The sequence below is a fragment of the Dyadobacter beijingensis DSM 21582 genome, assembly GCF_000382205.1.
Classification (GTDB): Bacteria; Bacteroidota; Bacteroidia; order Cytophagales; family Spirosomataceae; genus Dyadobacter; species Dyadobacter beijingensis.
The window spans coordinates 1,472,330-1,495,934 of the sequence record NZ_KB907786.1 but is presented as its reverse complement, the minus strand read 5'-3'; the positions used below and the strand labels follow the sequence as shown (position 1 = coordinate 1,495,934).

Here is a 23,605-nt window from a genome sequence, read left to right as displayed (position 1 = left end):
AGTTAGGGAAAAAAGGGATATGACCGTCGGCGGTCGGCGGCCACCCATCAGCCCTCACCCCTCCGCCTTACTCGTAATGCGCAGCTGGTGCGTATTAAACACCTGCGAATTCGGGGCGACGCTTTTCGTGAGGAACACGCTGCCACCGATCACGCTGTTTTCGCCGATGATAGTGTCGCCTCCCAAAACGGTCGTCCGGGCGTAAATGATCACATTGTCGCCCACTGTCGGATGGCGTTTGGTATTGTGCAACTCCTTCGCAACCTGTAATGCACCGAGGGTGACGCCCTGGTAAATGCTCACATTCTTCCCGATGACCGACGTGGCGCCGATGACGATCCCCGTGCCGTGATCGATCATGAACGGTACACCGATGGTCGCTTCCGGGTGGATATCGACACCGGTTTTGCCATGCGCATATTCTGTCAGGATACGCGGCAGGACGGGGATTTGTAACCGGCTGAGGTGGTTGGCGATGCGGTAAACGGCAATGGCGTAAAAGCCGGGATACGAAACGATCACCTCGTTGACGCTCGTTGCGGCGGGATCGTACTCGTAAATCTTGCTCGCATCGAGGCGGAGGTTGCGGTAGATCGTTTCGAGTTCCTCGTAAAACGAAGCTACTTTCTGCTCGATCGCGCTATGTTTCGGGTCGAGGTAACTCAGCAGGATATTTTCCAGATCGATCTGGTTTTTCTTTAAAATACCCTCATAGGAGGTCTTTTTGGGTAAATGGTTACTCGGGAACAGGAAATGGATCAGGCTGTCGAGCCAGGCGGTGGCATCATGCCAGGAAGGCGTGGCTTCCCATTCGGCATGATGCGTTTTTTTAAGCAAATCAATGAGTGAAGATGGCATTGGGGGTCGTATGGTGAGCGGTCAACAGCAATTATCGGCGGGCGCGGCCTGCGAGCCGGTGCAGCGTCGCTACAAGCACATCGATTTCGCCGCAGGTATTGTAAAATGCCAGCGACGGACGAACGGTGGTTTCGAGGCCGAACCTTCTGAGAATGGGCTGCGCGCAGTGGTGGCCGGAGCGAACAGCGATCCCCTCCTTGTTCAGCGCCGCGCCTACTTCTTCCGTTTTATAACCATCTAAAACAAATGACAATACCGAAGCCTTCTCCCTCGCGGTCCCGATCAGCCGCAGGCCGGGGACCTGCCGCATCAGTCCCGTCGCGTATTCGAGCAGGAAATGTTCGTACTGATGGATATTTTCGATGCCGAGCTGGTTCACATAATCCAGCGCCGCACCCAACCCTACCGCATCGGCGATATTACCAGTACCGGCCTCGAACCGGGAAGGGGCATTATGGTATTGGATATGCTCGAACGTGACATCCACAATCATATTACCACCTCCCTGCCAGGGCTGCGTGGCATTCAGAAGGTCCTCTTTACCGTACAATGCGCCGATGCCCGTCGGCCCGAACACCTTGTGACCGGAGAATACGAACCAGTCGCAATTGAGCATGCTCACGTCCGTGCGCAAGTGAGAAACGGACTGCGCGCCGTCGAGCAGCACTTTCGCGCCCACGGCATGGGCCATTTCGATGATCGCTTTCGCAGGCGTGACCGTTCCCAATGCATTCGAAACCTGCGTGAACGACACCAGTTTCGTTTTGGGATTCAGCAAACCCGCGTAGGCGTCGAGCAGGATCTGGCCGTCGTCGTCGACAGGGATCACGCGCAGTACCAGGCCTTTTTTATCGGCCAATTGCTTCCAGGGGACGATATTGGCGTGGTGTTCGAGGTGGCTGACGATGATTTCGTCGCCGGCTTGCAGGTTCTGGTCGCCCCAGGTCTTGGCTACGAGGTTGATCGCCTCCGTCGTTCCGCGCACAAATACGATCTCGTTGACCGATCGCGCATTCACGAACGCCCGCACTTTCTCGCGCGCCCCCTCGTACGCGTCCGTAGCGCGTGCCGCAAGCTCGTGTGCGGCGCGATGGATATTGGAATTTTCGTGTTCATAAAAATAGCTGATCCGGTCGATCACCTGCCGCGGCTTCTGCGTCGTAGCGGCATTGTCGAACCAGATAAGCGGCTTGCCATTCACCCGTTCCTTAAAAACCGGGAAGTCGTTGCGGACTCGGTTCACATCGAACGGGATCGCGCCGGCAGGCGATTGCACCGACCGTCCGAGCTGGTCCAGGTCGTTACCGACATGGATATTATTGAATGAAAAGGGAGAAAAGCTCTTGGGCACAACATTCGAAGCGCCCGGCACATGCAGCTTCTCCGAAAGGTTTTCATTCAAAAAATAAAACGAAGGCTCGGAAAGGGAAAAGCCCGAAGGCGCTCCGTGCGGCGCACTGCCGAAATTAGGCAGCCGGTTGAAAATCTCCGACAAATCCTGCACCGAATGCGACTGGTACGACGCTACCGGCCCGGATTCGTACGGCAGCGCCGGGTTATGCTGCACTGGGGAAGCGGCGGCATTACCCGGGGATATGCCCGTTCCGGCAGCGGAAGGGGGCACCTTGCCGTCGGTAAAATGCGGGTCGGGCAGGCTGGTTTGCGGCTCGCTGAGATCGAAATCCTCGTGATGGACAGACTGGCCCTGCTCCAATTCCTGCTGGAAAATGCCCAGGATTTTCTGCGCCCGCGGATGGTCTTCCATCCGCGGAGAGAGTACCGGCTGCGGCATTTCGCCCGGCAATGCCTTGAAAAGCTCATTGGCGAGCCGTTCCAGGGCGCCGGTATCGGGCAGGCCGCCCGGTATTCCGTCAATATTTATACTCATGGTAGTTACCGATTTCAACATCCTCTAAAACCGCAATCGCGTCGTCGACCAGCACGGCCAGCGAGCAGTACAGCGACACCAGGTAAGAGGCGATTGCCTTGTCGTTGATGCCCATAAACCGTACCGAAAGTCCCGGCGACTGCTCGCCCGGCAAGCCCGGCTGGTACAATCCTACCACGCCCTGGCGGCTTTCGCCCGTGCGGAGCAGCAAGATTTTGGTTTTACCGTTTTCAATAGGCAGTTTGTCCGAGGGGATCAGCGGAATGCCCCGCCATGTGATGAACTGCGACCCGAAAAGCGAAACGGTCGGTGGCGGGACGCCCTTGCGCGTACACTCGCGGCCGAATGCGGCAATGGCTTGCGGATGTAAAAGGAAGAAGCCGGGTTCTTTCCAGACTTTGGTAAGCAGGTCGTCGAGATCGTCCGGCGTTGGCGGGCCGAGGCGGGTCGAAATCTTCTGCTTGTCGGCCACGCTGGCGAGCAATCCATATTCCTGGTTGTTGATCAGCTCGCTTTCCTGGCGCTCTTTGATACTCTCGATGGTCAGGCGCAGCTGCTCGCTGATCTGGTTGTAGGGCTTGCTGTACAGGTCCGAAACGCGGGTGTGCACATCGAGTACCGTTTGTACCGCCGTGAGGTTGTATTCGCGGGGGTTCTCTACGTAGTCGATAAAGGTATGCGGCAGCTCGCGCTCGTCGCGGCGGGAACAATCCACCTCCGCCGTGCTGCCTTCCTTCACCTTGTTGAGGCGGTACACGCCGGACTCCACGGGAATCCAGTTCAGCAAATGCGTAAGCCAGCGCGGGGTAATCGCCTCGAACTGAGGCACCGTCCTGGTCGCGATCGCGAGCTGCCGTGCTGCTACGTCACCCAAGGCAGTCTGATTTTGGTTTAACTTGGCCATTCTTTATTTGATTATTATTGAGAAACGTGCTGCATTGCGCCGAAAGCGGCGCGGCCGGATTAACGATCACAAACATACGTGAACTATGAATCAGGCATTTAACGAACCCCAAAGCATGCCACCAGCCATATGCAACCCCATTTCCCAAACCGGCCGGCACCCGTAGATTATACCAAGTTAATGCATTTATCCGCCAAACGCCAGCGCTATTATTTGCAAAATCAAAAGATTTCGTTGTTAAAATTTGGCTCATTTTCCTATGGTTTTAATAGAATTCATGGACTGAACGTTTTGAAAGCTTACCACTAAAAATATTCTATATAAATTCGATAGACTTAATATTATATTGTCTTTTTTCTTAGATTTGGATGTCTATATCCATTATTTCATATGCAAGCGGGCAATTTGATCGACATTTACAAGAACGAAACCATAGCCACCGAGGCATTCAAAGATTTCAGGTTACGCAGGGGGATCGTGTGCAAAAAATGCGGCGGCACCCATCATTACTGGCTCGCTCCGAAGCAGCAGTTCCAATGCAAGCAATGCCGGTTCCGCACCACCTTGCAGAGCGGCACCGTGCTTGAAGGAAGCAAATTGCCTATCTCCTACTTTTTCATCGCCGTGTATATGATCCTCAAAAAAGGCAATGCGTTTACTATCCAGGATTTCCAGGAAGAAACCGGCCACAAATACTACGAGCCGTTGTACGACTTTGTGCGAAAAGTGAAGACCTACCTCAACGCCAACGACCCGAACACCGTGCTGATCGATCTGGTCGAATTGTTCAACTACCATCTCGTCAGCCGGAAGTTTCAGGGCCGCGTAGCGCAGGAGTGAAAGGCTAGAAATAAGTAATGATCGGAGGCGCGAAGGTTACATGACCGCCTTTTATTTTCACATATGCCCGGTAACCGAGTGCGTGCACGCCCGCCGGAAAACCGATATTGACTACTTTCTGATTGGAATTCAGCTGGGCGGGCAAGTCAAACACCACCTTCGTGTCGTCAAGGTCCGGGTAGTTGTCTTTCACATCTTCACTGAAAGTATACACAATGCCGTACTCTTCGATCGGTTCGCTTCCCAGCCCTTCAAAAAGGACAGTAAATGTGCTGATCACGCCACCCAGCTGCATGAATACGGCAGGACCGGTTTGAAAAGCGAGTTTAGGCTTCACATGCTCATGCTTCTTCACGCAGGAAACTGACGCTACACTGAAGAGCAAGGCAGTCAAAAGGGTAAATGCTCGGATTTTCATTGCTATCGTGATTTTTGAGGCAATGATAAGTCACCGGGCAAGTCGCCAGGAAATCTAATGTACGAACTAACAGGAATGGTGAGTAAACGGCATTCGCTACTTGTAAACGTCCTTCAAATCCTTCTCGAAAAGCGTGTAAGGATCGTGGTAGAACCTGACAAAATCCGCTTCGCTGAGCTGGCCGGGGAAAGGCGCGTAGTAATGCGTGGGGCTTTTGGTGTCGTTGCGCCAGACGAGCACGTAGGCCAACTGCAGTTTCCGGGCCTTTAACGTTTTCAGCAGGGTTTCGGTCCACCAGGCCGGGTTGGGGATCGATTCCAGGCCGGTTTCCGTGAATGCGGCCAGTTTTCCATGTTTTTGAGCATATTCAGAAACTATTTCCAGCTTTTTCAAACCGGCTTCCAGATTGTATTTGCCGTCGCGGCCGAAGTCGCCGTAGTTGTCCATTCCCACCATATCCACCCATTCGTTGCCGGGGTATCGTTCAAGGAATTCGTATTCGGAGGTGAATTTATTGTCGGGTGAAAATGCGTAAATGAAGTTATGCACGCCGAGCTGGTCGCGGAGGTAAGAGACGGTAAAACGCCAGACCGCGATGAAATCTTCCTTCGAAGTGTGCCCTTTGCCCCACCAGAACCAGTCGCCGTCAAATTCGTGGAACGGCCGGAAAATCATAGGCGCGAGCGTATTGTCCTTCCCTTTAACCGAATGCGCAAAGTCGGCGATCGTTTTAAGGATCTGCCTGTACTGCTCATGATGCGAGCCGCCGGGCTTGATCAGCGCCATCGAGGCTTTCGAAACGCCGTCTTTCCAGTAAAATCCGCCCTCGGAAGCCGGATTGGCGAAATGCCAGGCCACCGTTGTAATGCCGCCCCGGTTATAAGTATCGATCACATTCTTCCGCAATGCCGCCGCTGTCTTCGCGATCTGGTCTTCCGGCTGGCCGGATAGCCCCATGAAATCAACGCCGATCACCGCCGGATGCGAGCCCGTAACCGATTTGACGTCCGAGCGTTCCCCGGCGCCTGTCCACCCGTGCCCGTACTCGGTTGCGTGCTGGTGACCGAAGAGAATGTGTTCCTCCGAAAGCTTTTTCAGGTTGCGATACAACGCCGTCGTCTCCGGCGTAGCTTTCGTATCGATCTGCGCCAGGGCGGCACCCAGGCTAAACCACATCGCTAACAGGCTCATTGCAAGCATTTTCATAGGCTTTTCGGTTCAGGATTGGAAGTAATGCAAATACGGCAATTAATTGAAAACGGACAATTGTTCGCTTTCCGATACCGCTTCCGAAGAAAATTCGAAATTATATACATAGCAACGAACTTTTAGGATATTCACATTGTAATAGCTGAACAATATTCAAATTGATGCAACTTTTTTTGAATATCATTCCAAAAATACCCTAATAAACCGCACAATGATCGGATCGGAAATTGTTCTCGATAAAACAGACCTCAGCATCCTGCGTCTCATGCAGGAAAATGCGCGCATGACCAACGCCGACCTCGCGCGCGAGCTGGAAATGGCGCCTTCTGCTGTGCTGGAAAGGGTCAAGAAGCTGGAACAAAAGCAGGTGATTGTCAAATACACGACGCGGATCAGCCCCGTAGCGCTTGGACAAACGCTCCTGGCATTCATTGCTATGAAATCCTCGGAGGGAATGGGCAGCAACAATACGGCCAAAGAACTCGCCAAAATACCGGAAGTGCAGGAGGTGCACCATGTTGCGGGCGAAGATTGCTACATGGTGAAAGTACGCACGGCCGATTCGGCGTCGCTCATGGAGCTGATGCGCAACAAATTCAGCAAAATACAAAGTATCACATCCACACGCACGACGATCGTCCTCGAAACGGTCAAGGAAGAACAACTATTAGTTATACCAGAAAAATGAAACAGCCATGCAAACATCTGTAAAAACGCCGTCCACACTTATGGTAGTACTGGCATTTGCCACCGTCTACATCGTTTGGGGCTCCACCTATTTCTTCATTCAGAGGGCATTGGAGGGGTTTCCGCCGTTTTTCCTGGGCGCATTTCGCTTCATCATCGCCGGCTTGCTGATGCTGGGTTGGAGCCTTGCGCAGGGAGAAGAAGTATTTTCCTGGAAAGTGATGAAGCCCGCCCTGATCACGGGCCTGTTGCTGCTATTTGTCGGTAACGGTGTCGTCATTTGGGTAGAACAATTCCTTCCGAGCGCCATGGTGGCCATTATGGTTTCCTCGTCGCCGCTGTGGTTCGTGCTGCTGGATAAACCGAAATGGTCGGAGAATTTGAGCAATAAATCGACGATCCTCGGCCTTCTGGTTGGTTTTGCAGGGGTGATATTGTTGTTTTACGAAAAAATCATGGCCACCATCTCGTCGCTGAACAGCGGTCGCGACCTCTTTGCGATGGTGCTCGTCGTGATCGGCTCGATGGCCTGGGCGGGCGGTTCCTTGTATTCCAAATACAATTCCGTTTCCAATTCCGCGACGGTCAACTCGACCTGGCAAATGCTGGCCGCGGGCGTTGCGTTCATCCCGGGCGCGTTGTTTTCGGGTGAATTTTCATCGGTACAACTTTCGGAAATCCCGTTGAATGCGTGGCTGGCTACCGGCTACCTGATCCTGTTCGGATCCATTGCGGCTTTCAGCGCCTATGTGTGGCTTTTAAAAGTGCAACCGGCTACGAAAGTGAGTACTTATGCCTATGTCAACCCCGTCGTTGCCGTGTTGCTAGGCATATTCTTCGCGCACGAAACCATCACGCCTTTACAGATTTCCGGGCTGATCGTGATTTTGGGAAGTGTTCTTTTGATTAATTTACACAAATACAGAAAACCCAAACAAGTAGCTGCTACCTGCTGATATGAAATGGATCACGCGTGAGCGCCCGAAAATTGACCGCCTCGCCTGTCCGTGGCTCATCAGGCGTTTTATTGACGCCCATGCAGAAATTATTTATGTACCTGAAACCGAGGTATTGACTCAGGCGGCGTTGCGCAATGCGACGCCGTTCGATATTCCGGGCGTCGAGTTCACGCATTACGACGACCAATGCACGTTCGATTATTTCATTAAAAAATACGAACTGAAAGATCCCGCCCTGCAAGTGCTGGCACCGATCGTGCGCGGGGCGGACACGGACGATCACGCGCTCGCGTTGCAATCGTCGGGGCTGTGGGCCATTTCGGCAGGACTGGCCTACAATACACCGGATGATGACGAACTGCTGGAAAAAGGCATGGTCATTTACGACGCATTGTACAGCTGGGCGGCACATTTGCGCCAGGAAAAACACACGCAAAGTCCCACGGAGCATTTGCTTTTGCAGATTTACAAGACTTACCTCAGCAACAAAACCGAGAAAAAACCCAGGGTGCCGGCATGGACGACGAATCTCAAAAATATGATCCAGGACCATATTGACACCAATCTCAACCTGAACCTCAAAATTGCGTCCGAAGAACTGGACGTGAACCCGGCCTATTTGTCGCGGGAGTTTTCCAGGTACTTCGATAATCTTTCTTTCGGCGAGTACATCCGCAAGCAGCGCATTGAAAAGGCCATCCAACTGCTTGAATTTTCGGAAGATACGCTGGCAGAAATCGCTTACCTGACGGGTTTTTCCGACCAGAGCCATTTCAACCGCGTTTTCAAGGCGCACACCGGCCAGACGCCGTCGGAATACAGAAAATTTGTCCGGAAAAGTAAAGGAAATACAAAACGTTAAAAACGTTCTATCCTGTCCGGCATTTGGTTTCTAGAATTGCATAGCGGTTTCGGCTGCCTTCATTCTAAAACTGATATTTATGCTCCGTTACTTTACCGGGAAAGTCTTTTTTACATTCATCACATTCATTTGCCTCGCACAGGCAAGCCTGCGTGCGCAGCAATCACAGCCGCAGACGGTAGCGGCAAGCAGCGCTTCCGCAGCCTCGCCCGCGCCCGTATACCCGCGCATAGCCGGCTACGTGGGCATCCTGCACCCGATCGTGACGTTCAGCGACGAGGGCACCACCACCAATTTCAAAAGCTATTACGTGGTGGGGCTGCCTACGGGCATAAATATCTGGAAGAGTCCTAAAATAGGGTTTTCTGCGGAATTTGTGCCGCTGGTGAGGGCTGAAAACGGGAGTAGCAAAATGGCCAACTTCCTCTTCCATCCCGGGGTTCTGGTGACCCTGGCACCCGGACTTACTTTTGCCGGCCGGGCCGCATTCGAAACGTCGGGGCGGTATGGCTTTACGCCGGTTTTAAATAAAATCGTGAAGAAGAACAAGCACAGCGGCTATTTTGTAGCGGTACCGGTGCCATTCCGTTTCGGGAACGGCCACCCGGCTTCCGTTACGGTCGGATTTCAGTTTGGGATCACCTTCTGATCGCGGGCATCAACACATGGAAGCATCCATGATTCTCTCCACTTCGGAAATGTCGCGGTTACGGCGGATCAGCTGCATGATTTTCTCGAAGTCGATCAGCTGGGAAGCTTCGAACGCGATCACGCCCACGAAACTTTTTCCTTTACTGATAAAATTCAAATGCTTGATTTTCGCCCCGTTAACGGATTCCACACTGGAAGTAATTTTGTGCAGATTCCCGGCATTCCGGTAAATAATCCGGAGAAAAAAGGTTTTGCTCATTGTGTTGATGTTTAAATTGGTTTGTTGAGAATATGTTGACTGCGGTATGCTGACGGCTGACGGACGACCGCTGACCGCCGACGGCTGACCGCTGACCATCGATTTTCGTTTGACCGGCCGTCGGTCCGCAGTCGGCGGTCGGCGGTCTGCACTCCCTACTACCATTACGCCCCCCGGCACGGATAAGTGCCGGCACGGTGTATTAAATTTTGTTAAAATTGGAATGCGCCGAACTAAAATCAGCGGCAATGCGCAGGCTCATTATGCCCAGCTGGCAATGCTTTTCCAGGCTTTGCTTGTAGCGATGGCCGGGTCGGATTCGTAAATCCGCACGATGGCATCCACGACATGGTCCAGCTCTTCAAAGGTGTTGAATTTGCTGAAAGAAAACCGCACATTCTCCTTATCGGCCTCGCATGCAAGTGCCTGTATCACGTGCGACGCGCCCCCGCCCGAGCAGGCGCTCCCGCCCGACACCGCGATGCCCACGGCATCCAGCTGCGTCACCACGCTGCCCGAACTCAAACAGGGAAATGATACGCTCAGCACATTCGGGACGCTATTTTCGATGGATTTGCTTTCGCCATTATAACAAATACCCCCTATCCCGCTGATCGCCAGCTTCGAAATCAGGTATTGTTTCAGTTTGCAGACTTTCGCCTGGCTCTCGTCAAGGTTCCGGTACGAGACTTCCAGCGCTTTCGCCAGGCCCACGACCCCGGCGACATTCTCCGTGCCGGCCCGTTGGCCGCGCTCCTGGCCGCCGCCGTAAATCAGCGGTTTAAGTTCGTGTTTTTCGTTAATGTAAATAAATCCGACACCTTTCGGGCCATGGAACTTATGTGCCGAGCCTACCATGAAATCGATGTCGGAATGCTGCAAATCGAAGGCGATCTTGCCCATTGTCTGGGTCGTATCCGCGAAAAAAACGGCATTATAGCGCCTGGCGAGCACGCCGATCGCGTGGATGTCGGTGATGTTGCCGATCTCGTTGTTGCCATGCATGAGCGCGATGAGCGTTCGCGGATTGGCGCGCAGGAGGTTCTCCAGATGGTAGAGGTCCACATTCCCGCGCTCGTCGAGCTTCACGAAACTGGTTTCGATATCGCCCTCCTTCTCGTGGCGTTTCAGCGTTTGCAGCACGGCTTTGTGCTCGATGCGGCTGGTAATGACGTGGTTCAGCTCGTAAGCCCTTATCGCGCCGGTCAGTGCGAGGTTAATGCCCTCTGTCGCACCGGCTGTAAAGTAAATTTCTTCGGGAGAAGCACCCAGCAGGCCGGCAACGGTCCTGCGGGCCTGGTCTACGGCGTCTTTCACTTTCCGTCCGGCCCTGTGCGCCGACGATGGGTTCGCATAATGTGTGGTCAAAAAAGGCAGGATCGCCTCGATCACTTCCGGGGCCAGCGCGGTCGTTGCCGCATTATCCAGATAAATTTCCATGTTCCTCTGGTTGTTGTTGATCAAAGTTTTGGCGGCAAGGACACAGGTCTTCCAAGCCGAAAACAGCCTGGATCACTGCGCATTACCAGTTTTACTACTGTGGTTGGATTTTTAGATTTATCAATAGAATTAGGTTGGGGCACCTTGACGAGTCACAGGTTGCCAGAAGATCACAGAGCCTAACCTCTCCCTTCGTTCTCAATAAATCTACTAATTCGATAGGCAAAGATTAATAAAAGAAATTAGAATGCAAGAGGCTGACAGGAAAGAGTCAGAAAAAATTTCCCGAGGCTCGCCGAACCCCGGTCGTACATCCCTCGTGTGAGTTGGTACATTTGATTATGATTCCAAACCTTAGGAGGGTTAGTTTGGCCGAAGAGTATCTATCTGGCAACTAAACTATCGGATGGTTGGCACGTGCTACTACCTTGAAATTATTAGCGTTGGAACGGCTTTATGATGCGGAATGCCTGATCGCGAATGGTCACGTTGGCGGGGCGTACTATATTGGCGGTTATGCGATCGAATTAGCCTTGAAGGCAATTGTTTGTAAACGGCTCAGAATTGAAATCTTTGATAATAAAGAGATAGTTCGCGGACACATTGCAAAAGCTTTTATGATACATGATCTCCGGGATTTGGCAATTTTGGCGGGCCTGAATGATGATCTGCAAAAAGCCTGCGCAGAAGACGATTACTTTTTAGATTGCTGGTCACGCGTTATCAAGTGGTCCGAGCAGCGCCGGTATGACATGGCTTGCAATGTCACAACCGCCAGAATTTTTGTAAATTCATTAAAAACTGTCCTGCTATGGCTGCAACTGCATTGGTAGAGACGCTCAAAAATGCGTTTCGCTTGGAAAAAAAAGAGGGTCTGATAGTTGATGCCATCGGCCTTGCCCCGGCCTATCATGGCCTTGTAACAGACCAATACATCCTGGGCGTAAGTGCTCCGTCGCTTGCGAACCTGCATGAATCGGACCAAACGCGAAGGATTATAAAATTACTGTTCACCCATCTCACATTGGAAGAGCGGCGAATGATCAATTGTGTCCGCGTTTTCTCCAACGTAAAAGATCTTGATGATCACAAATACAACGATTTTGACGACTACCCCTACGAGGGCTACGAAGGCATCCAACGAAAACTTCCTGATCTGTACCCGGTATACTAAAACGAGGGCGTTTTTCTCTGTTTCTCGCCCTCATCACCGCACCTCCCCCTTCAACTCCTCATACCGCCTCCGCATCGCCTCCAACCGCCCCTGCTCCGAACTTCGCTTTGCCAGGTTCACCGTCTCGTACGGGTCGTTTTTGGTATCGTAAAGTTCCTCATAGCCGTGTTCAACGTAGCGCATATACTTTAAATCCGAGGTAACGACGCCTTCCACTTTCGGCAAACGCGGGCTGCCCAGATAAGTGTGTTCATAGAAAAAATCCTGACGGGGCGGGCGCTTCTTTTGCGCTGCGGCAATGAGGTCGTAGCCCTGCATGCGCGTAGGCGCGGGGATGCCTGCGAAGGAGAGGATCGTAGGCGCAATGTCGATATTCAATGCGAGCTGGGGGGATGACTGCCCCCGCAGAGCGGCGGGTAATGCGCCGCCGGAAATGATCAGCGGCACGCGAATGGATTCTTCAAAACCAAACCACTTTCCTTCCAAACCGTGCTCGCCGAGCGAGAAGCCGTTGTCGCCCATGAAAATGATCAGGGTGTTCTCGTCGATGTGAAGGGTTTTGAGCTGCGCTATCATTTGCCCTACCACTTCGTCGACGCCTGTGATGAGGCGGTAGTAGTCGCGGGTGGTTTGCTGGCGGAGTTCGGGGGTGGAAAGGAGCGGTTTCCAGCGGTCCCGACCGATATTCTGATCCGTGCGGAAGAAGGCGGGGAGACTATCCCAGTACTGCGGCGCGGCGGTAAGCGGATCGGGGATTTTCACATTTTCGTACATGGGCCTGAACCGCTCCTGCACCGGGTAGGTGGGCGGGTTGCCGTCCAGTTCGTGTGGAGCTTTGAAGCTGACCGACAGGCAGAACGGTGCTTCTTTCCCGGCAAAACGGTCGAGAAACTGCGTGATGTCCTTGCCCACGCTATCGGTATGATGGATAGCGTTGCCGCTCGCATTCACCAGCTCATAGGGCGGCTGCCCTTCCTTTTTCGCGGCCCAGTAGTCAAACAGCGTATCCGGCTGGTTCTTGACCCCTATTCCGAATTTACCTACAAAACCAATCTGGTACCCCGCCTTTTTCAGCAAGGCAGGATAAGTCTGCGCCAACGCAGCCGGTTTGAAATCCGTATTGAAATCATTGATCGCATGCCGCGACATATACTGTCCGCTCAACAAACTGGCACGGCTGACCATGCAAATGGCCGTAGTCACGTGTGCATTTTTGAAAAGGATACCGCGCTTAGCCAGCGCGTCAAGGTGCGGTGTTTGAATAATGGAATTGCCCATAGCGCCCAGCGCATCCCAACGGTGGTCGTCCGTGAGCAGGAAGATAACGTTAGGCCTTGTGGCCTTCTGTGCCGCGACCGAAAACGCCTGCGCGAGCAACAGCATAATGATGATGACTATTTTTTGCATACTACAAACCGCTAACCCGGAGACTGTCCTTGCCGTCGTACCGGTAATTCCATTGCTTCATATACGCATCTGCCGTCAGGAAACGGTCCTTCGCTTCGGCCAGTTTCTGACGGAGTTTCTTTTCCAGTTTTGCCTGCACAGCCGCATACGCGGGCGACCCGATGAGGTTCGTCTGCTGATACGGGTCTTTCGCATTGTCATACAAAAGCCAAGGGCCTTTCAAATCTCTCACATAAGTGTACTGCTTCGTGCGGATGCCGCGGTATTCCTTGCCGCCATTCAGGAAGTTGTTTTCATGAAATGGAACGGGCACCTGGATCAGCGAAGCTTCCTCGCCCGTGGGCTTTTGCTTTCCCGCCAGCAATGCGGCATAGTTGGTACCTTCCACCGTTTCCGGAATCCTGATATTGGTGATTCCGAGCAAAGTAGGCAGAATATCGACATTCGAAAACGGCACCGGCAATATGCGCTTGGATTTACCCAAACCAGCCGGATAATGCATCAGGAAAGGCACCAGGATCGACTCGTCCCAGGGTTTCTGCTTTCTCACCTTCCCCTGCGAATAGAGCATATCCCCATGATCCGACGTGAACAGCAGAATCGTATTTTCCTCAACACCAGCCTTTTGCAATGCCGCCACCAGGTCACCGAACGATTTATCCAAAGCCGTACAATGCGCGTAATAACCCGCCAGGTCCTTCCGGGCCCTGGCTTGCAGCGAATCGGGCACATTGGGGCGGAGCTTTAATGTCGCGGGATCGTACATTTTCCGGTAAGCCTCGGGCGCGGTCTGGTAGGGATCGTGCGGCGGGCCCCAGGAGAGTACCAGCAGGAAAGGGTTCGTTTTGTTACGATCGATGAAGCTGACAGCGCTATCGGTCTGGGGAAACGCGTCGTAACCGGGCCATTCGTGGCGGACGTCGTTTTCGTCGAAATAAAAAGAGCTGTTGTAATCGTGCGTCACCTCGCGGGCTTTCCAGTAATCGAATCCCTGGCGGCGGTCGCGGGGCACGGCCCGGTTGCGCGCGGCAAATTGCTTCTCGTAGTTCGCCTGCCCGTTTATGTGCCACTTGCCAATATAACCCGTAGCGTAACCCGCGTCTTTGTAGATTTCCGCCAATGTCAGCGCCTCGTTCCGCAGCGGCCGGTCGTTGTAAAACACCCCGTGCGTAAGCGGGTACTGGCCCGTAAGCAGGCTCGCACGCGCAGGGCTGCACACTGGCATGGACGATACGGCCGTCGTGAGCACCACACTGCTCTGCGCCAGCCGGTCGAGATTGGGCGTTTTTACGTCCGCATTGCCGGCATACCCCAGCGACTGTGCATTCCACTGGTCGGCCAGTACGATCACGATGTTCGGTTTGCGCGAAGGGGCCGTGTTTTGGCCTTTCTTCCACGCAAAACCGGTCGCCAGCAGCAGCATTATGCCCGCCGCCGACAACCGGATTCCATTTCGAAGCCTCATTTACCTGTTTGCTGTTCCGCTTCCGGATACCCTTTTTTCAGCAACGCAGCCATTTCATTCACCGTAATGATCAGGTTCTTATCCTGTGCCAGATTCGTAAATTCGTCCGGGTCTTTTTGATGGTCATACAGCTCCACACCTGCCTTTCCGCCATCCCATTCGGTGTAGCGGAACCGTTCGGTACGCACGCTTCGGCCGAATATCTGTCCTCTCCGCACCTGCGTATAAGCCGGTTTATCCCAAACGGCCGACGGGTTTTTCAGCAACGGCGTGAGGCTTTTGCCCTGTAAATTCTGCTTCGGATCGAGACCGCAAAGCTCTGCCAACGTCGGATAAATGTCCACCAGCTCCACCGTCCGGCCCGACGCTTTGCCTTTGGTACCACCCGGCACCGATATGATCAGCGGCACGCGGGCCGAGTTTTCAAAGAGGCTTTGCTTCATCCACTGCCCATGTTGGCCAACATTGTAACCGTGGTCGCTCCAGAGCACGATGATTGTTTTTTCGGCAAGTTTAAGTTTTTCAACGGCGTCTATCAGCTTGCCTACCTGTGCGTCCATAAAGGTGATCGTGGCGTAGTAGGCCCGCAATGCTTCCCGGCGTTTGGCTTCGTCGAGGCCCCAATGCGGCGGTTTGGTAAACAATGCGGCTTCCGGCACGTCGTCGAGGTCGTTCGGGACTTCTTTCGGCAGCGGTACCTGGTCTACCGGGTACATATCGAAATACTTTTGCGGCGCCACATAAGGCGTGTGCGGCCTGAAAAAGCCCACAGCGAGGAAAAACGGCTCGTTCTTTTTCTCGGTCATGATTTTGATGGCTTCGGTTGCGATCATCCCGTCGGTCTGTTCCTCGTCAGTGCCTTCGGTGGCGCGCCATGCCAGTGCGCTCCCGAGTGCGCGATCGGGCGTGAGGTTCTTAATGAGCGGCTCCTCGGTTTTGTCCCGTCCTTTCGGGTTTATCCGGTGATTCCACGAATCCGGGTCGTCGAGGCCGTCGGTACCGATCTGTCCGGGCACGCCGTAATGGAATATCTTCCCTACCCTCGCACTGTAATAGTTGTTGTTCTTAAAAAGCTGGGGCAATGTCACGATATCCGGCAAATTTTTGCGGAAATGCGTTTGGAGCTCGTAAATCTTCGTCACGTCGGGCCGCTGACCGGTGAGCAGTGACGAGCGGCTGGGGCTGCATAACGGAAACTGCGTATATGCCTTATCGAACCGAACCCCGCGTTTTGCGAGGCGATCGATATTCGGGGACTTGACAAAAGTGTTACCGTAAGTTCCGAGGTCGTTGTTCAGGTCATCGACCGCGATGAACAGGACATTGTACTTCGGTTTGGCCTTATCGTCGCCAGCGAACGATCCCGCCAAAGGGCTCAGTGAAAGCGCCGCGAGCGCGAGCAATGCATATTTGTTCATGATCAATAATGGTTTGATTTATTCCTTGCCCTCCTTCACCGTCGGCGCGTCTTTCGCATCGGTTTTCGGCAGTGACTTCGCCAGTTCCGCCTTCACCGACGCATATTTCGCGTCTTTTGCCAGGTTCTTCCATTCCTGCGGATCGGTATCATGGTCGTAAAGCTCTTCAGAGCCGTCGTTGTAGCGGATATACCGGTACTTCTCCGACCGCACGGCGTGATTGCCGAACCCGTGCGTCGTCACCGACGGATGCGCCCAAGCTCCCGCGGGATTTTTCAGCAGCGGGACAATGCTATTCCCTTCCACGCCCTTTTTGGCAGGCAATTTGCATAGTTCGGTCAATGTCGGATAGATATCCATCAGATTGACAGTCCGTTCCGAAACCCCATTCGTCTTTGACAGCCCCGGCGCATACACGATAAACGGCACGCGTGACGCCTCTTCCCACAATGCGAACTTGCGCCAATGCTCCTTTTCACCCAGATGCCAGCCGTGATCGCCGAAGAAAACGATGATCGTATTTTGGGCATAGGCACTCTTTTCCAGCGCATCCAGCAAGCGTCCAATCTGCCCGTCTGCAAACGTAATGCTTGCCAGATAGCCCTGCACGGCCTTCTCCCACTGCTTATGGGCGACGATGAACTGGTGATCCCCTTTCGGTTTCGCGATTTTCACACCCGCGTCCGGGACGTCCTGCAAGTCGTTTTCAATGGTTTTGGGTAGCTTGATATCCGACAAAGGATATTGGTCAAAATACTTTTGCGGCACGTACCACGGCAAATGCGGCCGCGTAAAACCCACTGCGAGGAAAAACGGCTTGTCGTGTTGGTTATTCAAAAAGCCGATGCCTTCATTGACAACCTTAAAATCACCCATATCTTCATCCTGCACATTCACAGGGCTCCAATCGAAATGCGCGAAACCATTCACCGGCGCTTTCGGCGGCTCAGGCGATTTGGGGATGTCGAAATAGGAAGGCCAGGAAGCCTTGTCGTTGAATGCATTGTGAAAAATCTTGCCCGCGCCCTTCACCTCGTAGCCGTTGGCTGTAAAATACTGGGGGATCGTGACGGCATCCTTCAAGACCGGCCGCCAGGGCTGATTGTTATGGTAAACGCCCGAGCTCGACGGCCTCACGCCCGTCAGCAGGCTAGCCCGCGACGGGTTACACGCGGGCGCTGAACAGTAAGCCTTTTTAAATACCACGCCCTTCCTGGCCAGCTTGTCGATATTGGGCGTATGAATGCCCGGATACCCGCCAAACGGCCCGATCCAGTCGTTCATGTCATCGACCGCGATGAAGAGGACGTTGTATTTGGTGTTTTGGGCGAAAGCGGGGTTAGCCATCGTCAAGATGATCGCCAACAGCGTTCCAAAGGCTTTTTGATATTTTTTTGCCATTTTGTTTATGTAAATTGGTTAAAGTCGACTCCGACGGAGTCTGTTAATCAATCCTTTCCTGTTTGCCAGAAACAGTTTACTCCAGCGGAGCTTACTTCCGAGCTTTAAGGCCGAGCGGCATGCTATTTATCGCATGTTGGCCTGCGACGAGAGCAGACTCCCCAGGAGCCTGCTTCCGCATGTGACCGCCGAGCGGTTTCCTGCTTATAGAAACACGATCACGAACGGCAATTCGGCTCCGTCGGAGCCTCCTAACCACCGGCAGCGACGTTAATCTCCCTTTTCCGCGAATGCCGGATCGGGTTCCAAACCGGGCAATATCACTTTTGGTACGCCGGGGTCGCCGAATTTCCAGGCGGGGAGTTTGTCCATCTCGGCCTGAAAAACCTTTCGGATTTTCTCGCCTTCCGGGCCGGCCTTGCCTATTGCGACGGGATGCTTTTCTTCAATGTCTTTTTGCAAATCATAAAAACGGCCGTCGGAATAGAGCTTGTAGCGGCGATCGCGGAAAAAACGGGCCGAATGCTGGTTGATTGCCTCCACGTGAATGGGCTGGTAATGCGAGAAAATCCATTTGCGCGGCGTACCTTTTTCACCCCTGATCTGCGGTAAAATGCTGGTGCCGTCCGTATTCCAGCCGGCGGGCACTTTCACATTGGCCGCCTGCGCGATCGTCGGGAGAATGTCCGTAAAATCGACGAGGTCGTTGGTTTCGTGGGTTTTATAGCGTCCCTTACCCCAGTTGACGATCAGCGGCACGTGGTGGCCCCGGTCGATCGTCAGGCCCTTGCCGCCTTGTAACTTGCTGCCGTCTTTCAGCTGGGTCACGATGGGCCGGCCTGTACCGTTGTCGCCTGTGAAAATGATGATCGTATTGTCGTAAATGCCCAGGTCTTTGAGTTTCTGCACGATTTTGCCCACATTCTTGTCGAGGTACGAAACCATGTCCCTGAAATTGGCCGTATCCTTCTTGAATCGGCCTTCCACATCCGATTTCCAGCTTTTGCTGTCCGGAGTAGGCAGGAACGGGTCGTGGACGAGGGCCATCGGGTAGTAGGCCAGGAACTTGCGGTCTTTGTTCTTTTCGATAAAATCGAGCATATAATCCACGAAAATATCGGGACCATAATCGTCCGCATCCGTTTTCAGGATTTCGCCGTCACGGTCGATGAGCGGCTTCGCGTAGCGCTCGCCCTCACGCCGGGGCTTGCTGAGCTGCCAGAGGCAATACTGGTCGAAACCGAAGTGTTTCGGCAGCTTCTGGTTGGCGCCGAGCTGCCATTTGCCGGCGATAGCAGTGGTATAACCGGCCTCTTTCGCCAGGTGCGCGAAGGTTTTCTGGTCCTGGTTCAGAAACCCGAACTCGGAGTAATTCTTGTAATTATACTTCCCGGTCATGATCTGCACCCGCGAAGGTGTGCAAAGCGGCTGCGAGAAGCCATAGTTGAACTTCAGACCTTCCTTCGCCAGTTGGTCGATGTTCGGGGTTTGATAACTGCTGCCGTACGTGCCGATGCATTCCTTGCCCATATCGTCGGCGAGGATCAGGACAATATTAGGCGTCTGCTTTTGCGCCAGTGCCGGTACCAGCGCGAAGATCGTCAGCAGCAGGGTGGTCAGGTGTTGTTTCACGGTCATATGTTGTCAGGTGTTGTCATGAAGGTCAGGTGTTATCACGTAGCGTCAGGCGTTGTAAAGTGTTGTTTGTGATCGCTGTTATCTCAGGAGACTCCCAGGGAGTTTCCACTATCAACGCCCTCCACCATTACTTCCGGCGCCGGCTTCCTGTTTGGCTTTGTCATAATCATAAAACCACTTGAAAGTCTTGTCATATTCCTCGGCGCCCACGCGTTTGTACCATTCTTCGTATTTCGCGACGAGCTTTTTAGCAATTTCGGGTTGCTTATCGAATTGGTCGTTCAGTTCCGTGCGGTCCTTTTCCACGTCGTACAACTGCCATTTTTCCGTTTTTTCGGCTACGAGTTTCCATTTGCCGTCGCGCAGGGCACGGTTGCCTTCGTGCTCCCAGAAAATCGGTTTTTTGCGGTTAACAGGCTTGCCGGTAAACGCCGGTTTCAGGCTTGTGCCTTCCAGCGGCTGGATACTGTTGCCCGCATAAGTGGCGGGATATCGGGCATTACCCAAATCCACAAGCGTAGCCATAATATCGATAATGTGGGCCGGCTGGCGCTCGAACCGGCCATTGCGCGACGCGGGGATGCCTTTCGGCCACGAGATAATGCCCGGCGACGAAATACCGCCCTCGTGCGTATGGTGCTTGTAAGCCCAGAATGGCGTGCAAGCCGCCTCCGCCCAACCCTGCCCGAGAAATACCGTCGATTTGGCGGTGCCCGGCTGGTCGCCTTCGTAGCGGCCTTCGATACCCGGCTCGGCATTTCCCCCATTGTCCGACACAAAAAGAATAACCGTATCGTCGAAAACGCCGCGCTTTTTCAGACCGGCCACCAGGTCGCCGATGCTCTTGTCGAGGCGGTAGATTACGGCGGCATAAATGGCCATCATGTCGTCATAGCGCTTCTTCTCGGCGTCGCTCAGGCTATCCCATTTCTTCACATTCGGGTTAATGGGTGGCAGCTTCCACGAAGGGTCGACGAGGCCGAGCCTGATCTGCTTATCGTACCGCTCCTGCCGCAGTTTCTCCCAGCCTTTCAAATACTTGCCCCGGAATTTCGCAATGTCCTCTTCGGGTGCCTGCAAGGGGAAATGCGGCGCATTATGGGCCAGATAGAGCATAAACGGCTTTTTATTCGCCACCGCCTCGTCGATGAACCGCAGGCCGTAGTCCGTCCAGAGGTCGGTCGAATACCAGTCTTTCGGCAGCTTGTCCGAGTCGTTCGGGATTTCCTGGCCGTTCAGGAACAGCCTCGCATTATTTCCATTGGCATAATAAAATCCTCCCGCCGGCGCATGCAGCGAGCGGTCGAAGCCGCGGTTGGACGGGTACACGCCATGCTGGTGGCCCACGTGCCATTTGCCGGTCATCGCCGTGAAATAGCCCGCATCTTTCATCACCTCGGCAATGGTGACGGAGCTATGGTTCAATTGCCCGCGGTATGCCGGGTGCTCCGCGCCCTTGTCGTCCATCATATGCCCGATTCCCGCCTGGTGGCTGTACACGCCTGTGAGCAGCGCCGCGCGCGTGGGGCAGCAGCGGGCCGTATTGTAAAAGTTGGTGAGCCGGACGCCATTCTGGGCCAGCTTGTCGAGATTAGGCGTCGGGATTTCGCTCCCATAGCAGCCAAGATCGGCATAACCCAGGTCGTCGGCGAGGATGACGATCACGTTGGGCTTCTTTTGGGCAAATGCCGCCTGGGCAACTAATGCGACCGAAAGAAAAAGCAGGCGAACGAGTTTCGCGTTGTGCATAGGAATATGGGTATTCAAATGATTAGAGATACTTGATCGTCACCTTCTTCAACTTGCCCGTGAATGCAAACGGTGCCTGGTACTGGTCCGAAACGGCGAACTTCTGGTCGCGGCCCACATCGGTGCCGTCGATCTGCCGGGGACCTTGTACCTGCGCCTGCGTGGCCGCGAAGCTGCGTTCGGCTACTTTTTCGTCGTTGATGTAAACGGTCTCCTTCCCTACCGACTTGCTGCCTTCGGACGGTCCATTGAATTCATAAACCAGTTTGAAATGCACCCGTCCCGTGGGGATATTACCCTGTGCAACAACATGATAGACATCGCGTGCCGTTTTATGGGCGTAGTGCAGCTTACCGTCCTTCAGGAACAGGCTGATCCCGCTCTTTTCTCCGCCCACTGCAAAAAGCACGCCTTCCTCTTTGCCCGTGGCTATATCCGCCTCCGCATCCACGGCGAACGAGCGGCCGTCGTACAGCGGGCTGCTCACACCGACGAGGTTATCCACGCCGGGAAACAGCGTTAGTTCGGGCATTTTGCCGTATACCGTCCGTCCTGCCGGCATGTCGTGCGCCGTGAAATCTTTGAGCGGGTACACATTATATTTCTTCGCTTCCTGGTCGAAAACGGCCTGCAACTCTTTCAGTTTTTCCGGATGTTTGGCGGCCAGGTTCACGCGTTCATTGAAGTCGTCATTGAGATTGTACAACTCCCACACATCCTTGCTGAAATCCACCGACTTACCCGACGGATCGGCCTTGCTGCCCGCATCGAAACCTTCCCAAACCGAATGCCCTTTCGAAGCTTTCCAGCCATCCTTGTAAATCGACAATGCGCCGGCAATCTCGTAGTACTGCACCGTGTGCCGCGAAGGCGCCTTGGCCTGCCCGATCGCGTACGCGAGGCTCGTTCCCTCGAATGGCTCCTGCTTGTAGCCGTTGATCTGCTTCGGTACCTCGGCTTTGGCGAGTTCGAGCGTAGTGGGCAGGATGTCGTTCACGTGGCCGTACTGGTTACGCACGCCGCCCTTTTCCTGAATGCCTTTGGGATAATGCAAAATCATGGGATTGCGGGTGCCGCCTTCGGTGTTAGCGTCGCCTTTCCAGTAACGGAACGGCGTATTGGCCGCCGCCGCCCAGCCGATCGGGTAATCGGTACTCGACTCGTCGGTACCGATCAGGTCGCGGGCGTTGAGTATGGCGTCGATGCGCGCCTCGCCTTGCAGGCGGTTGATCTGCGGGTTAATAGTCCCGTGCTGGGTACCGCCTTTGCTGGCGCCGTTGTCGCCGAGGATTACCGCGATAATGGTATTGTCCAGTTGGTCGATCTGTTCGAGGTAATTCACGATCCGGCCGATTTCATAGTCGGTATAGGAGTAAAATGCGGCGTACACTTCCATGAAGTGCGCATAGGCCTTCTTCTCCTTTTCGGTCAATGCCGCCCATTCCGCTACGCCGGGATTGCGCTCCGGCAGCACGGCGTTTTGGGGGATTATGCCCAGTTTTTTCTGCTTTTCGATCACGATCTCGCGGTATTTGTCCCAGCCCATGTCGAATTTGCCCTTGTACTTGTCGATCCATTCCTTGCCCACCTGGTGCGGCGAATGCGTGGCACCGGTGGCGAGGTATAAAAAGAATGGCCGCTCGGCATCCACCGACTTCTGGTTCGCGATGTATTTGATTGCCTTGTCGGCCAGCAGTTCGTTCAAATGCTTTGTATTCGGCTCGATGTCAAGTTTGGTCACGTCTTCCCAAAGCTCGGGATGCCATTGGTCGGTCGCGCCGGGGAGGAAGCCGTAGTAATGGTCGAAGCCGCGACCGGTCGGCCAGCGGTTGAACGGCCCGGCCTGCGAATTCTCGGTCACGGGCGTCAGGTGCCATTTACCCAATGCAAAGGTGGCATAGCCATTCTCCCGCAGCACTTCCGCGGCTGTCCCTTTCTCAAAGGGGATGTAGGTATCATATCCCGGAAAATCAACCGCAGCGGGCGTTAGCAAACCCACATGTGCCGAATGATGGTTCCTGCCGGTGAGCAGCGCCGCGCGCGTGGGCGAGCAGATGGCCGTCGTATGGAAATTGGTAAACCGCAATCCATTGTTCGCCAGCTTTTCGATATGAGGCGTTTCTACAAGCCCGCCGAATGCCGTCGTCGCACCGAAACCGGCGTCGTCGATCAATATCCAGATGACATTAGGCGCGCCTTTGGCTGCTTTTTTGTTGTATTCGATATGGAACGGTGTCGATTCCTGCAAGGTTTTGCCGGCCTTCCCATTCCAGGGCTGCTGCGGGCTATGCTGCGCCAGTACCGGTTGGATAGCCAAGCTACCAGCCAGCATTGCCGCGCCAATTTTGAAGAAGTTTCTCATTTTATTGGGTTTAAAG

The 23,605-nt window shown here is 53.9% G+C and carries 22 protein-coding genes and 1 riboswitch; of the genes, 7 read left to right on the top strand and 15 right to left on the bottom strand.

Annotated features, from left to right (window positions below; genetic code table 11):
* Positions 1 to 54: 54 nt before the first annotated feature.
* Genes H144_RS0106175 through H144_RS34235 form a run of 4 tightly spaced genes read right to left on the bottom strand, consistent with a single transcriptional unit; the run spans position 55 to position 3,903 of the window.
* A complete protein-coding gene (locus H144_RS0106175; protein ID WP_019941180.1) occupies positions 55 to 858 on the bottom strand; it encodes a serine O-acetyltransferase in 804 nt (267 codons plus the stop codon).
* Between the two features lie 31 nt (positions 859 to 889).
* Positions 890 to 2,746 carry a family 2A encapsulin nanocompartment cargo protein cysteine desulfurase gene (locus tag H144_RS0106170; RefSeq protein ID WP_019941179.1) on the bottom strand — a complete coding sequence of 619 codons (1,857 nt, stop codon included), beginning with the start codon at positions 2,744 to 2,746 and terminating at the stop codon, positions 890 to 892.
* On the bottom strand, positions 2,730 to 3,650 hold the full coding sequence (locus tag H144_RS0106165; RefSeq protein WP_019941178.1) for a family 2A encapsulin nanocompartment shell protein: 921 nt from the start codon (positions 3,648 to 3,650) through the stop codon (positions 2,730 to 2,732). Before H144_RS0106165 ends, H144_RS0106170 begins: the two co-directional genes overlap by 17 nt.
* Positions 3,613 to 3,903, bottom strand: coding sequence for a hypothetical protein (locus H144_RS34235; RefSeq protein WP_157504471.1), 291 nt, complete (start codon positions 3,901 to 3,903; stop codon positions 3,613 to 3,615). Before H144_RS34235 ends, H144_RS0106165 begins: the two co-directional genes overlap by 38 nt.
* A 137-nt stretch (positions 3,904 to 4,040) precedes the next feature.
* Here H144_RS34235 and H144_RS35245 point away from each other — a divergent pair, with 137 nt between their 5' ends.
* Positions 4,041 to 4,490 (top strand): transposase, encoded by a 450-nt coding sequence (locus H144_RS35245; protein ID WP_019941176.1) that lies wholly within the window; start codon positions 4,041 to 4,043, stop codon positions 4,488 to 4,490.
* A gap of 4 nt (positions 4,491 to 4,494) precedes the next feature.
* Here H144_RS35245 and H144_RS0106150 read toward each other — a convergent pair whose 3' ends face one another.
* Both H144_RS0106150 and H144_RS0106145 read right to left on the bottom strand, forming a co-directional pair.
* Complete coding sequence (locus tag H144_RS0106150; protein ID WP_019941175.1) at positions 4,495 to 4,908, bottom strand: hypothetical protein; 414 nt, start codon at positions 4,906 to 4,908, stop codon at positions 4,495 to 4,497.
* 96 nt (positions 4,909 to 5,004) lie between these two features.
* Positions 5,005 to 6,114: a glycoside hydrolase family 26 protein gene (locus tag H144_RS0106145; RefSeq protein ID WP_019941174.1), complete on the bottom strand. Its 1,110-nt coding sequence runs from the start codon at positions 6,112 to 6,114 to the stop codon at positions 5,005 to 5,007.
* A gap of 214 nt (positions 6,115 to 6,328) precedes the next feature.
* Between H144_RS0106145 and H144_RS0106135 the strand changes: the two genes are divergently transcribed.
* From H144_RS0106135 to H144_RS0106120, 4 genes are all read left to right on the top strand, one after another.
* A complete protein-coding gene (locus H144_RS0106135; RefSeq protein WP_019941172.1) occupies positions 6,329 to 6,805 on the top strand; it encodes an Lrp/AsnC family transcriptional regulator in 477 nt (158 codons plus the stop codon).
* 7 nt (positions 6,806 to 6,812) lie between these two features.
* A complete protein-coding gene (locus H144_RS0106130; RefSeq protein WP_026350453.1) occupies positions 6,813 to 7,760 on the top strand; it encodes an EamA family transporter in 948 nt (315 codons plus the stop codon).
* 1 nt (position 7,761) lies between these two features.
* The gene (locus H144_RS0106125) at positions 7,762 to 8,625 is read left to right on the top strand and encodes a chromate resistance protein ChrB domain-containing protein (protein ID WP_019941170.1); all 864 of its coding nucleotides are present in this window, start codon (positions 7,762 to 7,764) and stop codon (positions 8,623 to 8,625) included.
* A gap of 79 nt (positions 8,626 to 8,704) precedes the next feature.
* On the top strand, positions 8,705 to 9,274 hold the full coding sequence (locus H144_RS0106120; protein WP_019941169.1) for a hypothetical protein: 570 nt from the start codon (positions 8,705 to 8,707) through the stop codon (positions 9,272 to 9,274).
* 9 nt (positions 9,275 to 9,283) lie between these two features.
* Here the strand turns inward: H144_RS0106120 and H144_RS0106115 are convergent, their stop codons facing one another.
* Positions 9,284 to 9,535, bottom strand: coding sequence for a hypothetical protein (locus H144_RS0106115; protein ID WP_019941168.1), 252 nt, complete (start codon positions 9,533 to 9,535; stop codon positions 9,284 to 9,286).
* A 261-nt stretch (positions 9,536 to 9,796) separates the two neighbouring features.
* Entirely contained in the window at positions 9,797 to 10,975 is a 1,179-nt protein-coding gene (locus H144_RS31505; RefSeq protein WP_019941167.1) for a cysteine desulfurase family protein, read from the bottom strand.
* Between the two features lie 114 nt (positions 10,976 to 11,089).
* Positions 11,090 to 11,183: riboswitch (SAM riboswitch) on the bottom strand.
* A gap of 202 nt (positions 11,184 to 11,385) precedes the next feature.
* On the opposite strand from H144_RS31505, the gene H144_RS31500 reads away from it, so the two are divergent.
* Both H144_RS31500 and H144_RS0106100 read left to right on the top strand, forming a co-directional pair.
* Positions 11,386 to 11,808 (top strand): hypothetical protein, encoded by a 423-nt coding sequence (locus tag H144_RS31500; protein ID WP_157504469.1) that lies wholly within the window; start codon positions 11,386 to 11,388, stop codon positions 11,806 to 11,808.
* Positions 11,787 to 12,149: a hypothetical protein gene (locus H144_RS0106100; RefSeq protein ID WP_019941164.1), complete on the top strand. Its 363-nt coding sequence runs from the start codon at positions 11,787 to 11,789 to the stop codon at positions 12,147 to 12,149. Before H144_RS31500 ends, H144_RS0106100 begins: the two co-directional genes overlap by 22 nt.
* Before the next feature lie 33 nt (positions 12,150 to 12,182).
* Here H144_RS0106100 and H144_RS0106095 read toward each other — a convergent pair whose 3' ends face one another.
* The 7 genes from H144_RS0106095 to H144_RS0106065 all read right to left on the bottom strand — a co-directional run bounded on the left by H144_RS0106095 (position 12,183) and on the right by H144_RS0106065 (position 23,589).
* Complete coding sequence (locus H144_RS0106095; RefSeq protein WP_019941163.1) at positions 12,183 to 13,556, bottom strand: sulfatase family protein; 1,374 nt, start codon at positions 13,554 to 13,556, stop codon at positions 12,183 to 12,185.
* Between the two features lies 1 nt (position 13,557).
* On the bottom strand, positions 13,558 to 15,021 hold the full coding sequence (locus H144_RS0106090; protein WP_229207846.1) for a sulfatase family protein: 1,464 nt from the start codon (positions 15,019 to 15,021) through the stop codon (positions 13,558 to 13,560).
* The gene (locus tag H144_RS31495; RefSeq protein WP_019941161.1) at positions 15,018 to 16,439 is read right to left on the bottom strand and encodes a sulfatase; all 1,422 of its coding nucleotides are present in this window, start codon (positions 16,437 to 16,439) and stop codon (positions 15,018 to 15,020) included. The genes H144_RS0106090 and H144_RS31495 overlap by 4 nt, the downstream gene beginning before the upstream one ends.
* A gap of 18 nt (positions 16,440 to 16,457) precedes the next feature.
* Complete coding sequence (locus H144_RS0106080) at positions 16,458 to 17,840, bottom strand: sulfatase (RefSeq protein ID WP_019941160.1); 1,383 nt, start codon at positions 17,838 to 17,840, stop codon at positions 16,458 to 16,460.
* 270 nt (positions 17,841 to 18,110) lie between these two features.
* A complete protein-coding gene (locus H144_RS0106075) occupies positions 18,111 to 19,478 on the bottom strand; it encodes a sulfatase family protein (RefSeq protein ID WP_019941159.1) in 1,368 nt (455 codons plus the stop codon).
* Positions 19,479 to 19,589: 111 nt separating this feature from the next.
* Positions 19,590 to 21,227 carry an arylsulfatase gene (locus tag H144_RS0106070; RefSeq protein WP_019941158.1) on the bottom strand — a complete coding sequence of 546 codons (1,638 nt, stop codon included), beginning with the start codon at positions 21,225 to 21,227 and terminating at the stop codon, positions 19,590 to 19,592.
* 22 nt (positions 21,228 to 21,249) lie between these two features.
* The gene (locus H144_RS0106065) at positions 21,250 to 23,589 is read right to left on the bottom strand and encodes an arylsulfatase (RefSeq protein ID WP_019941157.1); all 2,340 of its coding nucleotides are present in this window, start codon (positions 23,587 to 23,589) and stop codon (positions 21,250 to 21,252) included.
* Positions 23,590 to 23,605: the final 16 nt, after the last annotated feature.

Coding starts and splice junctions, on each gene's coding strand:
- H144_RS0106145 (WP_019941174.1), bottom strand. CDS start 6,114: ATGAAAATGCTTGCAATGAGCCTGTTAGCGATGTGGTTTAGCCTGGGT.
- H144_RS34235 (WP_157504471.1), bottom strand. CDS start 3,903: ATGAGCCAAATTTTAACAACGAAATCTTTTGATTTTGCAAATAATAGC.
- H144_RS0106075 (WP_019941159.1), bottom strand. CDS start 19,478: ATGACCGTGAAACAACACCTGACCACCCTGCTGCTGACGATCTTCGCG.
- H144_RS0106120 (WP_019941169.1), top strand. CDS start 8,705: ATGCTCCGTTACTTTACCGGGAAAGTCTTTTTTACATTCATCACATTC.
- H144_RS0106100 (WP_019941164.1), top strand. CDS start 11,787: ATGGCTGCAACTGCATTGGTAGAGACGCTCAAAAATGCGTTTCGCTTG.
- H144_RS0106090 (WP_229207846.1), bottom strand. CDS start 15,021: ATGAGGCTTCGAAATGGAATCCGGTTGTCGGCGGCGGGCATAATGCTG.
- H144_RS0106125 (WP_019941170.1), top strand. CDS start 7,762: ATGAAATGGATCACGCGTGAGCGCCCGAAAATTGACCGCCTCGCCTGT.
- H144_RS0106150 (WP_019941175.1), bottom strand. CDS start 4,908: ATGAAAATCCGAGCATTTACCCTTTTGACTGCCTTGCTCTTCAGTGTA.
- H144_RS31505 (WP_019941167.1), bottom strand. CDS start 10,975: ATGGAAATTTATCTGGATAATGCGGCAACGACCGCGCTGGCCCCGGAA.
- H144_RS0106165 (WP_019941178.1), bottom strand. CDS start 3,650: ATGGCCAAGTTAAACCAAAATCAGACTGCCTTGGGTGACGTAGCAGCA.
- H144_RS0106095 (WP_019941163.1), bottom strand. CDS start 13,556: ATGCAAAAAATAGTCATCATCATTATGCTGTTGCTCGCGCAGGCGTTT.
- H144_RS31495 (WP_019941161.1), bottom strand. CDS start 16,439: ATGAACAAATATGCATTGCTCGCGCTCGCGGCGCTTTCACTGAGCCCT.
- H144_RS0106170 (WP_019941179.1), bottom strand. CDS start 2,746: ATGAGTATAAATATTGACGGAATACCGGGCGGCCTGCCCGATACCGGC.
- H144_RS0106175 (WP_019941180.1), bottom strand. CDS start 858: ATGCCATCTTCACTCATTGATTTGCTTAAAAAAACGCATCATGCCGAA.
- H144_RS0106130 (WP_026350453.1), top strand. CDS start 6,813: ATGCAAACATCTGTAAAAACGCCGTCCACACTTATGGTAGTACTGGCA.
- H144_RS0106135 (WP_019941172.1), top strand. CDS start 6,329: ATGATCGGATCGGAAATTGTTCTCGATAAAACAGACCTCAGCATCCTG.
- H144_RS0106070 (WP_019941158.1), bottom strand. CDS start 21,227: ATGCACAACGCGAAACTCGTTCGCCTGCTTTTTCTTTCGGTCGCATTA.
- H144_RS0106115 (WP_019941168.1), bottom strand. CDS start 9,535: ATGAGCAAAACCTTTTTTCTCCGGATTATTTACCGGAATGCCGGGAAT.
- H144_RS0106065 (WP_019941157.1), bottom strand. CDS start 23,589: ATGAGAAACTTCTTCAAAATTGGCGCGGCAATGCTGGCTGGTAGCTTG.
- H144_RS35245 (WP_019941176.1), top strand. CDS start 4,041: ATGCAAGCGGGCAATTTGATCGACATTTACAAGAACGAAACCATAGCC.
- H144_RS0106080 (WP_019941160.1), bottom strand. CDS start 17,840: ATGGCAAAAAAATATCAAAAAGCCTTTGGAACGCTGTTGGCGATCATC.